Below are 12338 nucleotides of genomic sequence, written 5' to 3' on the forward strand. Positions count from 1 at the left end.
CCCCTTAGCGCAGTTGGGTAATCAGCAATGGGATGGCATGTTCAATATGTTCGACGGATAAGCCAAACGCCACTTTACCTTCCGCCACCACTTTCTCTATCTGCTCAGCTTTGGCTTTGATGCCGGGCTTGGCGATGGTGGCGCTTTTGTTATAGCCAATAATTGCAATCGCCATGGATAGTGCGGCACCAGCACCGGTGTTGCAGGCACCAATGTAGTAATCCAACTGGCCCTCTTTTACTTTGACGGCCGCATCCATATCCGAAAGGATAAATGTCTCAAACGTATTCGGTGCCGTCTGCTCAATCATTTCGCGAATTAATTCTCGTTGCAGCCCGGCAATGCCAATCTTCTTCATAATCACTCTCCTTGCGTGGCGAAAAATTTATTAGGATTGTGGCGCAACATCATCTCCACCTGAGCTTGGGAGATCCCTGCGGCCAGTAACATGGGAATAAACGAATCCACTAAATAGCTAAACCCGCTGCCACCATTGATTGTTAAATGTGAGCGGCGGGTGATATCCATCGACAGCATCACCCTATCCAACAACCCGTGTTGCGCTAGCGTGACGAGCATGGCGACCCTGCGTTCATCGGGGAAATAGCTGTTTTTGCCAATGGTATCGAACTGGACATACACGCCCATATCGATCATTTGTAAAATCAGATCCGGCTGCTCTTTCAGGTCGCAATGGCCGATAACCACCCGATCCAGCGGCACACCATGCTGCTTAAGCAGGGCTATCTGTTGCAGGCCCATGGTGCTGAAACTGGTATGGGTCGAGATGGCGAGGCCGGTAGCATGGTGGGTCAGCGCGGCGGCATGGAAGACTTTTGCTTCATCGGCGGTGATAACCCCTTCACTGGTGCCAATTTCGGCAATCACACCGGCTTTCAGTTCAGTGCCGTCAATACCTGTTTCTATCTCATCAATCATGGTCTGTGCCAATTGCTGCGCCGTGCTTTCGCGGACCATTGGAGGGTAGAAACTGTCGGTATAGTAGCCGGTTGAGGCGATGATATTGATGCCACTGTCATGCATCAGATTCAATAGGAATTGGGGATTGCGGCCCATGTAGCGGTTGGTGACTTCGACGATATTCGCCACCCCTTTAGCCACTAATTCGCGCATTTCATCACAGATTGGCTGATATTGATCCAGCCGACAGTCCAGATTATTTTTAAACCCAGACAAATCAATGTGGAGGTGTTCGTGCGCGTAGGTGTATCCATCAGGATTAATCATCGGGCAGGCTCCAAAGCAGGTAAATATAGGGGCAAAATCTCACCCGATATTGACGGCCATTGATCGCTGGGCGATTAATTTCATTAGCGCAACTTATGATGGCGGTAACTAATATATCGGCAGGTTAATCAATCAGTACAGTAATAATATTACTTATCCGTCATATTATTCGATAAAGCGCTAACAAGAACATATTACATAAGCTAACGCATTAGATCGTGGTTCCGTTAGCTCAACTGAGTGCCGCGACTATCATAGCAGCCAAGCAAGCGGGGTTCTCCGCGCTGAATGCCATCAATCAATACCACGTCGCTGCGGGTCGCAAATATTTGAGTGCGGAAACTCATGATAACCGGGCTGCCTACCGGGAACTCCCCCGCCAAGCCCAGACAGTAATCGATACTGCTCTCATCAATGGGTAATAGGGAGCTTTGGCTGAATTGATTGTCATGGTGAATCAATGCGTTTTGCAAATGGCCACGACGATAATAGCCACCACCATAGAAATAACTGTTGCCAGAAAAATGGTGGGAAATCTCGGACAAATAGAGCATCGATATCTGTTCCGGTTGGTCACCCTGTTGATTGGCGGGGATGGTTCCGGTGAGGGCATGGCCGGGTTCCGCATGTGTCACCCCCCATTGGGCTAATTGTGGCAGGGTAGTACAACTGGTTGCGGAAGGGGCATTCACCTGTTCAATATCGACCCCCTCGGCTAGCAGGATATCCCGAGCTGCCAGCAACGTGCGCATATTGGCGGTGGGTAAGGTCTGGTGTGACGGGGGGTCATACAGCATACAGGGGAAGTGAGTTATCCCGACCAATCGCACCGCCGGTAATTTACGGATAGCGGCAATGACGGCCGATAAATGACTTAATTCAAACCCCGCTTCCTGCCCCGCATACAGCAGGTCTCCCGCCTGACAAACTTTCAGCATCAGCGATTGGGTAATATGCTGCTGGTGCGCCGCCTGTGAGATCTCCAGCGCTTTCTCCAGTGAGAAAACGGTAATCACTTCCGGCTGCCTGCGCACTATCTCTGCCACCATGCCGGAGGGGGGCTGCACTAAATGACCAATATGCGCGACAGGGATCTGGTGGTGATAGAGCAGCCGGGCCTCTTTGAAATCAACCGCGACCATACCTTGATAGCCCGTGCCCTCATAACGACAAGCCAACAGGCGGCGGCAGAGTTCAGGGTTGCGCCCGAACTGCTTGCTCATCAGATAGAGTTTTATCTGGCAATGATGGGCGGTTTTCAGCAGTAAGCGGGCATTAGTTTCCGTTTGTTCAACATCGATAACATAGCTATCTGGACTGATTTTTCCCTGGTGCCAGAACAAAATAGCCGCATCAACTAATTTAGTGTTTTGTTTTAATAGGGTTTTTAAAAACATTTCATGTCCTAAGCGCCCGAGGCATTATTATTATCTGTTAAATCATTTTTATTATTTGTTAAATCATTTTTATTTTGAATATTTTTAAAAAAAAGATCCTGGTGTTGTATATTTGATAACGCTGCCTACAAAGCAAAATTAGCGCAGTGGTGGCAAGTCACTAGAAAGGTATAGACCGTAAAGGTTCGCGAGTAAATATCCAATTTCATTTTCAGCGGGTTTTAGTGAGAAATAGGCCAATAAATCCTGATTGATCTCGCGAATATGGTGAATATGTTCACTTTGGACAATTTCAGCCAGTATCGCCGGGTCCAGGGCAGGGATCTCCTCACCACGACGAGTGCGCATTAATGCATTCGCCATATGAGTAATTACCATAACACCGTGATCGCCACGAGCCGGCAACTGCCAAAAGTTCTCTAACCGATTGATAACCTGGTCTAAACCCTGACCGATGTCGGTGTCGATAACCCCAGCCTGACACAAAATATTAAGACGTGAATCAATACACATTTCCAAAGAGTTGGCCTCCTGAAAACAAAAACTTAGCGTGCAACTGAGCTAAAATGATTAATAGCGAGGCTCTATCTCGCCCTTTTGAACCGCCCGCTGGTGATCCAGCAGCAGTGTTTCATTGATCCCTTTCTCCAGCAGTAATTTGATTGGGTGATTATCTGGCCGGATAAGGATGACCGCCTGCGAGGCTTGAATATAACGCTCATCGCCTTGTAACTTGATCGCTTGCAAATGGTCATGGGGAACATCATCAGCCAGATTCCAAATAGCGGCATCAATATCACCACGGTTAATATGCACGATACAGTCGCTATAAGGTAATTCAACCAACTCGATAGATTGCCCGGCAAATTTAATTTCAGTCAGCAAGCATTGATCCGGTGAGCGCGGATCCAATCCAACCCGGCGAATATTGTGCTGCTCACCACGGCGGCAAATAAGCTGGTGGCCATCCACGTAGGAACCATTGCCCAGATTTAATGCCATCGCCACTCGTCCTTGAGCCAGATAACTTTTTGCAGCCAGATGCGATACCACCGCCATATCGTAAATACCATCTATCAAGCATTCGATACGCACTTCGGCGCCACGCATATGGGCAAAATAGAGGGGGAGTAAGGTGAATTGTTCCCTTAAGCCACTGGCCAGACCTTCATAAAGTTTAGTATAGGGAAGCGGCATCGCACACACCATATTACCCAGATCTGCTTGTTGCAGTAACAGTGCCATATTCAGGTCAACTAATAGGGTACCATTGCGGCCACGACGTTCAACGATGATAGCTCCATCAGCTTCCAACACTTTTAATGCGTGCTGTACCACACCAACGGATATGCCGAAATCTTCTGATAATTCATCGATGGTTTTAAGTCGATTACCGGGGCGCTCACCAATTAAATAGCGCGCCATAGATACCAATGCCAACCCTTCTTTTTTTATGAATTTCTTACTCATGGTAGGTCAATTCAGCCTTATCATACTCAGTATGCCCTTTATTCTTGAAGCTGCAGGGGTGTTGGCTACGTTCACTTACCCGAATCACTTACTTGTGTAAGCTCATCGGGATTCGTTCGCTTGCCGCCTACCTGCAACTCCAATTACTTTGGGTATGCCCTTTATTCTTGAAGCTGCATATGCGCACTGGTTCCCTACCTGCAACTCTAATCATGTTGGGTATAAATTATGTTACCGAGTAATAAACAGTGAGGGGATAATTTTAGCCACATTAATAACTTCAGTTATATGGATTTTGAGAAATTCATCTGAATGCCTCATGGTGGCAATATTAAGTTAGGATATATGAGATCTAAATCACGTTCTACCAAATTTAAGCACAATAATCAGACTGAATTTTTAGCGCGGAAATGCGTGAGAGGCCGAATGACCTCCCACGGAAAATTAAATAAAATTCAATAATTAAATGACTTTATGCGGCCCGAAACACTCATAGTGAATTCGTTCGGATGCTACCCCCTGTGCCAATAATTGACGTCCGACAAATTGCATAAATGCCAGTGGGCCACAGCAGTAATAGTGTCTGTTGGCATCGGCGGTCAACCACTGATGTGAGCTGAGATCCATCAACCCCTTGCTATGGTACTCCTCACCCTGATTATCTTGCGCGGTGGGTTCGCGATACCACAGGTGACAGCTAAGATTCGGCATGTTGGCGGCAATCGCGGTGACTTCATCGGCGAATGCATGAACACGACCATTTTCAGCTGCATGTAACCAATGCACCGATGCGGCATGTTGCCGATCGTGCAGGGTATTGAGCATACTTAGCATTGGCGTTTGGCCCACACCGGCGGAAATCAGTGCCACTGGGGTCTCCGCTGAGATATCCAGAAAGAAATCACCGCGAGGAGGTGCGATGCGCACACTGTCGCCTTCGCTCAACTGTTGGTGCAGATAGTTAGACACCGTGCCTAGCTCTTCACGCTTCACCGCAATACGATAAGTCTTACCGTTTGGTGCGGCAGTCAGCGAGTATTGGCGGATCTCCTGATATTCAAGCCGCTCATCTTCGATATAAATACCCAGATATTGACCCGGTTTGAAATCCAGCACCCGACCACCATCTTCCGGTGCTAATACAAAGCTGCAAATCACCTCACTCTGCTTCTCTTTTTTAATGATGCGGAAGCGGCGCAAGCTTCTCCAACCACCAGAGCTGGTTTCACCCTGTTGATAAATCTCACTTTCCCGCTGAATAAACAGATCGGCCAATACCCCATAGGCTCTGCCCCAGGCGTCTAACACCTCCTGACCGGGTGAGAACATCTCATCCAGCGTGTTAATTAAGTGATGACCGACGATGGCATAATGCTCAGGTTGAATGTTCAGGCTGGTATGTTTCTGGGCAATTCGCTCAACGGCGGGCAGCAAGGCCGCCAGATTGTCGATATTCGCCGCATAAGCGCAAAGGGCGTTGAACAGCGCTTCCCGCTGATCACCATTTATCTGATTGCTCATATTAAATATGTGCTTTAGCTCAGGGTTGTGCTCGAACATGCGATCGTAGAAATGCGCGGTTAGTTTGGGGCCAGTGGCGGCAAGTAATGGAATGGTGGATTGAACGGTGGCGATGGTTTGGCGGTCCAGCATGGTGACTCCTTGGTCATTTTTATCCCCTGGCATTTGCTGCTGAAGCTCAAATCTCATTGGGTATTTATCGTGTGTCATTTAATAGATGTATTTTAAATGCATTTTATAGATTACCCCCTAATTTGTAAATGCACTTTGTTGTTATAGGGGATTACCGTGGCAACCCAGCTCACAGAATGTGAATAAACCGCATGATGAATATGAGGACATTTCCCTTGCCTTGGATGAGCACTGAACAGGTCAAAGCCTTACGCAGTAAGGAGCCAATCGTTTGCGTAAAAACCTCTGTCAAGACCTATCATAACGAGGGGGAAACAGTTTACACTGTGTGTCAGAACCCAAAAGGGTGACCTTCCAGGTATAATTTGTTAGCTAAGTCAGGAGAGCCGGATGTTAAAGCGTGAAATGAACATTGCCGATTATGATGCAGATCTATGGCGTGCAATGGAGCAAGAAGTGGTGCGCCAGGAAGAGCACATCGAACTGATTGCGTCTGAGAACTACACCAGCCCGCGAGTTATGCAGGCGCAAGGTTCTCAGTTGACGAACAAATATGCTGAAGGCTACCCAGGCAAGCGTTACTACGGTGGCTGTGAGTATGTCGATGTTGTTGAGCAACTGGCTATTGACCGTGCTAAAGAGCTGTTTGGTGCTGATTACGCCAACGTTCAACCGCACTCCGGTTCACAGGCGAACGTTGCTGTTTACTCCGCATTGCTGCAACCGGGTGATACTGTACTGGGGATGAATCTGGCGCACGGCGGCCACTTGACCCACGGATCACCGGTAAACTTCTCCGGTAAACTGTACAATATCGTGCCTTACGGTATCGACGAGTCTGGTCAGATTGATTATGACGATCTGGCGCATCAGGCAGAAAAACATAAACCAAAAATGATCATCGGCGGCTTCTCGGCTTATTCCGGTATTGTTGATTGGGCAAAAATGCGTGAAATCGCCGACAGCATTGATGCATGGCTGTTTGTGGATATGGCACACGTAGCGGGTCTGGTTGCTGCGGGTGTCTACCCGAACCCGGTTCCTCATGCACATATCGTGACCACCACCACGCACAAAACACTGGCTGGCCCACGTGGCGGCTTGATTTTGGCGAAAGGCGGTGATGAAGATCTGTACAAAAAACTGAACTCATCTGTTTTCCCTGGCAACCAGGGCGGTCCATTGATGCACGTTATCGCCGGTAAAGCGGTCGCGCTGAAAGAGGCCATGGAACCTGAGTTCAAGATCTACCAGCAGCAAGTGGCTAAAAATGCCAAAGCAATGGTGTCGGTGTTCCTGGAACGCGGCTACAAAGTGGTTTCTGGCGGTACTGAAAACCACCTGTTCTTGCTGGATCTGGTGGATAAAAATATCACCGGTAAAGATGCTGATGCTGCTTTAGGCCGCGCCAATATTACTGTTAACAAAAACAGCGTACCTAATGATCCGAAAAGTCCGTTTGTGACTTCCGGTGTGCGTATCGGTAGCCCAGCGATTACCCGTCGTGGCTTCAAAGAAGCGGAATCTCGCGAACTGGCAGGCTGGATGTGTGATGTGCTGGACAACATCAACGATGAAGCGACCATTGAGCGTGTGAAGCAAAAAGTCCTGGATATCTGCGCCCGTTTACCGGTTTACGCATAATATCGTTGGATCTGCTTTAGCCGAATAAAAACCCGCGAAATGCGGGTTTTTTTACGTTTGTTGGGTGGACAACCGCGGCTGTTGCACAATGCGGGGGCTACCGCATTGCTTGTGATTGTTTTGTAAATCTTGCTGCTCAAATGTGAACTTAATCTCAAACTCCATGTTTACACAAAGACAAAGTTGCTAGCGGACGGGGCCTCTGTCACAGTGTCGGTTGACCTAGGAGGGATTCATGGTATTGCAATCAACACGTTGGCTGTCACTCAGCTACTTCACATATTTCTTCTCTTATGGCATCTTTCTGCCTTTTTGGGGTATCTGGTTACAAGGGGAAGGGATCCCCCCTGAAACCATCGGTATCTTGCTGGGAGCTGGATTAATTGCCCGTTTTCTCGGTAGCCTACTGATTGCCCCCAGTGTTAAAGATCCCTCCCATTTGGTGACCGCCATTCGTATTTTGGCCCTGCTGACACTGGTTTTTGTGGTGGGCTTTTGTTTTGGGAATGGTTGGGCGTGGTTGATGGTGGTTATCGCCGGTTTTAACCTGTTTTTTGGCCCTTTGGTGCCACTAACTGATGCACTAGCGGGCACCTGGCAAAAACAGATCACCATGGATTACGGTAAAGTTAGGCTATGGGGATCGCTGGCTTTTGTTATCGGCTCGGCGCTGACCGGCAAATTAGTCTCTGTTTGGGGCCATCCCGCCATTCTCTACAGTCTGATTTTTGGTGTTTCAGCCATGCTGCTGGGCGCACTGCTGAGACCCAATGTGATGCCACAGGGCGAGGTTAAGCATCGCAATGTGACCGCCACCAGTTGGAAGGTGTTGCTCTCTGATCCGCAAGTGTGGCGCTTTTTACTCTGTGTCACCTTATTGCAAGGTGCCCACGCCGGTTACTACAGCTTCAGCTCCATATACTGGAAAGAGGCGGGTTATTCTGCCTCGACCATTGGCTATTTATGGTCACTAGGGGTGGTGGCTGAGATTCTGGTGTTCGCGTTCAGCAATGTGCTATTTCGCCGCTGGACAGCCCGTGGTCTGCTGCTGCTTTCTGCCATCACCGGGATTATTCGCTGGAGCCTAATGGCCTCAACCACGGAGTTGCCGTGGCTCATTTTGATTCAAATCTTGCACTGTGGCTCCTTCACCGTCTGCCACTTAGCGGCGATGCGATTTATTGCTGCACGGCGCGGGTCGGATGTGATCCGTTTACAGTCAGTCTATTCTGCGCTAGCGATGGGAGGGGGGATTGCAGTGATGACGGTGATATCCGGTTTCCTGTTTGAACATTATCAGGGTGGCGTGTTCTGGGTGATGGCATTGATTGTGATCCCGGCGCTGTTTATTCGCCCTCGAGTTACAGCAAATCAGGAAGATCAAACCGGTTAAGGCAACTCCAAGACATGACGTAACTGCTTGTCTTGTTTGGCACTCAGCGGCAATAGCACCTGAATCAGCGGCGGCGTTGATTCAGATTGCCGCACCTCATAAGGTGTTATCACCACCGCTGTACCCGTGGGGGCACCGGATTGCAGATAAATGTCATGGGGCAAATACTTAATATGTAGTGGCAGCAGGGTCAACTCGCGGACTTGCTGCTCCAGCTGTTCTTCCAGCTCTGGGTTATTCCGCGTCAGCAGTAAAATCTGTTTCTCCTGCAAGGCATTATCTTGCATCAGACAGGCGCCAAAACTAATGGCAATCAGACCAACTTCATCGGCAGAAAATTGAATCTGATACTCCTGCTCGAAGGCGGCCAGCGCTTGTTGGGTAGTGCGCAGCAGCAGGGGATATTTACGGATGATCTCTTCCAGTAATGTGTTATCAATGCCGATATTGAAATAGCAGCGCTCAATAGCGGGGGCGAGATGGGCAAAAAGCTGGGTGATCAATGTTTCACTACTGCTCAGGGTCATGGCGGAAATTTGCTGAAAATCTATCACTAACTGGTGAATGGCATTGATCAGGCGAGTATCTTCCGCTGATTGAGTGCTGTGATAACTGTGCGCCTTAATCATCGTCAACATCAGGATCAGTATATCCCGCTCAATTCTATCTAGCGGAGTGCCCGGTAGCGGATGGCCTAACAGTGGATTAAATGAATCAAATAAGCTGTCAGCCGCGGCCAATGCGGGTTTGCATTTTAACCACTGCTGTTGGGTGAGCGAGAGTTCTGGCGGCGCTTGCTGCTGACTTTCCCAGGCACAATAGGCCAGATAGAGCTGTAAGAATTGGCGATCTTTATCATTGAGCTGCCGGTTAAGGTGAGGCTCACATTGGCTTAGAATCTGTGGAAAATGTTGCGATAAAATGGAGTCATCCCAGGACAACGCTGCATACAGGCTGGGGATAAACTGATTCTCAACGAAATGCGGGCAGTAGCGTAATCCACGCCGCAACCAATGAATCAGGCAAAGCCTTTTATCAAGGCGGCGGCCATGGATCAGAAAGCTATCATCGCTATTAGCATTGAGCTGCAAATGGTAGAAACGCTGGATTTCATTTGCAACCTCAGCTATATCTTGCCGTGTAGTGGATAGTCCGACACCATTCAGTTGGCTGATAGTATCCAAGTTTATCCTGTGGGCGGGCATAAACATCATCAACACCATATGGCAGCGTCGTTGTTGGCCAGATAGTGGTTGCTCGGATAACTGAAGCTCAGAGGAAGTGTTTACGCGCATATAACCTTCCATGATGGATCTGTCGTTATTAATCAGGTTTAAGCATAGCAAAAGAGATTCTATTCGGTTTAGTGAGGCGAGGAGCTTTTATACTGACTTATAACTCACATCACAATTATACCCTTCGAACTTGGCGTTACAGGGGGGTTAGCTGCGCGCTCTTACCCGAATCACTTACTGATGTAAGCTCATCGGGATGCGTTTGCTTGCTGCCTACCTGTAACACCAATTGCTTTGGGTAATAGAAAATCCTTCGAACTTGGCGTTACAGGGGTGTTAGCTGCGCGCTCTTACCCGAATCACTTACTGATGTAAGCTCATCGGGATGCGTTTGCTTGCTGCCTACCTGTAACACCAATTGCTTTGGGTAATAGAAAATCCTTCGAACTTGGCGTTACAGGGGCTCGACCAATTGCTTTGGTTTTTTTTGGGAAAATATCCAAGGATTGATTAATGCAGGATATGTTATGTTATAACAGTTTTCTGGTGGTTAATAAGTTGAAAGTGATTAATCGTCTGATGCTCTTGCTGTTAGCTGGAGGGGGGCTAATTTATAGCCCGTGGAGCGAGGCGCACCCCCACAGTTTTATTGATATGGATGCCACTTTTGTCAGTGAAAAACAGATGCTGATGGGCATGAAAATGGTGTGGACCATGGATGAGATCACCTCTGCCGACCTGCTGTATGACGCAGAAAATGCCAAAAGCGACTCTGAGATCTGGAAAAAATTGGCGGCTGAAGTGATGGCAAATGTGTTGGGGCAACACTACTTCACGGATATGTATCGTGATGGTAAGCCGGTGAAATATAAAAACTTACCGACAGAGTATCACTTGTCCCGCAAGGGTCATCAGGCGGTTTTAGAATTTGTTATGCCACTGGCAGAGCCACAGCCCTTGGCCGGTAAGCCTTTTATCATCTCGACTTACGACCCTACATATTTTGTGGATATGACTTACGCCGATAATAAAGCGGTCAGGTTATCGGCTGAGATGGAGAAAAGCTGCCAATTGACCCTATTCACCCCGGATCCCAACTCCTCATTACAAGCTTATGCCTTGTCGTTGGATAAAAATGATTCCCCAGGAGAAGATATGGAACTTGGAAAACAATTCGCACAACGGATAACTGTGCAATGTCAGTAGGTATTACAGCCGCTACGCGGCAGCGGCATTGGGTGATCAACCTGTGGCCACTGTTGTTGTTTTTACTGCTGTTGGCTGGCGCGGCACAAGTGGCCTGGTTCTATTGGCCAGAACTGCTTTTCAAAACAGTCGTTTGGCAAAAGAACATGCATCAGCAGATGGCGCAGTTACTCCAACAGGTGAAAGCGAATCCCCATCAGACTGGCATGGCGCTGATGATGTTTAGCCTGATCTATGGCGTGCTACATGCGGTAGGGCCAGGGCACGGTAAAGTGGTGATTGTCACTTATCTGGCGACCCATCCGGCACAGCTCAAAGGTAGCCTGAAACTGACTTTTGCCGCCTCAATACTGCAAGGTGGTGTGGCCATTTTGCTGGTGACGTTACTGCTGGGGGTATTGCAACTCTCATCCCGCTATCTGCACCAAAGCAGTTTCTGGCTGGAGAAGGGGAGCTTCCTGCTGGTTATCGGGTTAGGCGTTCTACTCTGTGTTCGCGCCATAAAGCGGCTCTGTCAGCAGGTAAAAGCGCTAAAGCCACGGAAAATCACCATTCAGCGGATACAACCTTTAGCCGCTGATCATCTCCACAGTGATGACTGCGGCTGTGGGCATCGCCATCTGCCCAGTGCTCAAGAGTTGCAAGCCAGTGACGACTGGCGCACTCGCCTGGCGATTGTGCTGGCGATGGGGATGCGGCCTTGTTCCGGTGCGATTATGGTGCTGCTGTTTGCTAAAGTGATTGGGGTTTACTGGTGGGGTATTTTGTCGGCCATCGCCATGGCCATCGGCACCTCCCTGACCATCTCATTGTTAGCCCTGTTGGTCCATTATGCGCGGCGATTGGCGGTGCATTTAAGCCGAAAACGGGCTCCTGCGGCATGGGGGGCAATAGCCTGGGCGACCCTGGCACTCACTGGTGGGATGATCTTGTTGTTTGCTGGCGTACTGCTTTATCTCTCCAGCCAGCCGGAGATGATGGGGGGCATCCGGCCCTTCGGGCGTTAAATTTAGCATTAAAAAAAGCCAGTCAGGGCTTTGAACTGCACCCCAAATGTTGGACACTCAACAAAGTAAGGTGCAGTTTTTTATG

The 12338-nt window shown here is 48.8% G+C and carries 11 protein-coding genes; 4 read left to right on the forward strand and 7 right to left on the reverse strand.

What is annotated here, in order from left to right:
• Positions 1-4 precede the first annotated feature (4 nt).
• From AACW11_RS09475 to hmpA, 6 genes are all read right to left on the reverse strand, one after another.
• Positions 5-358 carry a DUF2620 domain-containing protein gene (locus tag AACW11_RS09475; RefSeq protein ID WP_005274293.1) on the reverse strand — a complete coding sequence of 118 codons (354 nt, stop codon included), beginning with the start codon at positions 356-358 and terminating at the stop codon, positions 5-7.
• Positions 359-360: 2 nt separating this feature from the next.
• On the reverse strand, positions 361-1248 hold the full coding sequence (locus AACW11_RS09480) for a phosphotriesterase-related protein (RefSeq protein ID WP_212586588.1): 888 nt from the start codon (positions 1246-1248) through the stop codon (positions 361-363).
• Between the two features lie 227 nt (positions 1249-1475).
• Positions 1476-2645 carry a YhfX family PLP-dependent enzyme gene (locus AACW11_RS09485; RefSeq protein WP_212586589.1) on the reverse strand — a complete coding sequence of 390 codons (1170 nt, stop codon included), beginning with the start codon at positions 2643-2645 and terminating at the stop codon, positions 1476-1478.
• A gap of 138 nt (positions 2646-2783) precedes the next feature.
• Entirely contained in the window at positions 2784-3164 is a 381-nt protein-coding gene (locus tag AACW11_RS09490; protein ID WP_212586590.1) for a PRD domain-containing protein, read from the reverse strand.
• A 51-nt stretch (positions 3165-3215) separates the two neighbouring features.
• Positions 3216-4115 (reverse strand): GntR family transcriptional regulator YhfZ, encoded by a 900-nt coding sequence (gene yhfZ / locus AACW11_RS09495; RefSeq protein WP_212586591.1) that lies wholly within the window; start codon positions 4113-4115, stop codon positions 3216-3218.
• 462 nt (positions 4116-4577) lie between these two features.
• A complete protein-coding gene (hmpA, locus tag AACW11_RS09500; protein ID WP_212586592.1) occupies positions 4578-5768 on the reverse strand; it encodes an NO-inducible flavohemoprotein in 1191 nt (396 codons plus the stop codon).
• 390 nt (positions 5769-6158) lie between these two features.
• Between hmpA and glyA the strand changes: the two genes are divergently transcribed.
• Entirely contained in the window at positions 6159-7412 is a 1254-nt protein-coding gene (gene glyA / locus AACW11_RS09505; protein WP_212586593.1) for a serine hydroxymethyltransferase, read from the forward strand.
• Positions 7413-7647: 235 nt separating this feature from the next.
• On the forward strand, positions 7648-8805 hold the full coding sequence (locus AACW11_RS09510; RefSeq protein WP_212586594.1) for a 3-phenylpropionate MFS transporter: 1158 nt from the start codon (positions 7648-7650) through the stop codon (positions 8803-8805).
• Here AACW11_RS09510 and csiE read toward each other — a convergent pair.
• Positions 8802-10100, reverse strand: coding sequence for a stationary phase inducible protein CsiE (gene csiE / locus AACW11_RS09515; RefSeq protein WP_212586595.1), 1299 nt, complete (start codon positions 10098-10100; stop codon positions 8802-8804). The two genes, AACW11_RS09510 and csiE, sit on opposite strands and share 4 nt — an antisense overlap.
• 453 nt (positions 10101-10553) lie before the next feature.
• Here csiE and AACW11_RS09520 point away from each other — a divergent pair, with 453 nt between their 5' ends.
• Positions 10554-11246: a DUF1007 family protein gene (locus AACW11_RS09520; RefSeq protein WP_212586596.1), complete on the forward strand. Its 693-nt coding sequence runs from the start codon at positions 10554-10556 to the stop codon at positions 11244-11246.
• The gene (locus AACW11_RS09525) at positions 11237-12253 is read left to right on the forward strand and encodes a nickel/cobalt transporter (RefSeq protein ID WP_212586597.1); all 1017 of its coding nucleotides are present in this window, start codon (positions 11237-11239) and stop codon (positions 12251-12253) included. Before AACW11_RS09520 ends, AACW11_RS09525 begins: the two co-directional genes overlap by 10 nt.
• Positions 12254-12338 lie beyond the last annotated feature (85 nt).

This window comes from Yersinia sp. Marseille-Q3913, from assembly GCF_963892745.1.
Lineage (GTDB): Bacteria > Pseudomonadota > Gammaproteobacteria > Enterobacterales > Enterobacteriaceae > Yersinia > Yersinia bercovieri.

What these genes read in the sequence shown, in the direction of transcription:
- AACW11_RS09475 (WP_005274293.1), bottom strand. Translation starts at nt 358, where the DNA reads ATGAAGAAGATTGGCATTGCCGGGCTGCAACGAGAATTAATTCGCGAA.
- AACW11_RS09480 (WP_212586588.1), bottom strand. Translation starts at nt 1,248, where the DNA reads ATGATTAATCCTGATGGATACACCTACGCGCACGAACACCTCCACATT.
- AACW11_RS09485 (WP_212586589.1), bottom strand. Translation starts at nt 2,645, where the DNA reads ATGTTTTTAAAAACCCTATTAAAACAAAACACTAAATTAGTTGATGCG.
- yhfZ (WP_212586591.1), bottom strand. Translation starts at nt 4,115, where the DNA reads ATGAGTAAGAAATTCATAAAAAAAGAAGGGTTGGCATTGGTATCTATG.
- hmpA (WP_212586592.1), bottom strand. Translation starts at nt 5,768, where the DNA reads ATGCTGGACCGCCAAACCATCGCCACCGTTCAATCCACCATTCCATTA.
- glyA (WP_212586593.1), top strand. Translation starts at nt 6,159, where the DNA reads ATGTTAAAGCGTGAAATGAACATTGCCGATTATGATGCAGATCTATGG.
- AACW11_RS09510 (WP_212586594.1), top strand. Translation starts at nt 7,648, where the DNA reads ATGGTATTGCAATCAACACGTTGGCTGTCACTCAGCTACTTCACATAT.
- csiE (WP_212586595.1), bottom strand. Translation starts at nt 10,100, where the DNA reads ATGCGCGTAAACACTTCCTCTGAGCTTCAGTTATCCGAGCAACCACTA.
- AACW11_RS09520 (WP_212586596.1), top strand. Translation starts at nt 10,554, where the DNA reads ATGCAGGATATGTTATGTTATAACAGTTTTCTGGTGGTTAATAAGTTG.
- AACW11_RS09525 (WP_212586597.1), top strand. Translation starts at nt 11,237, where the DNA reads ATGTCAGTAGGTATTACAGCCGCTACGCGGCAGCGGCATTGGGTGATC.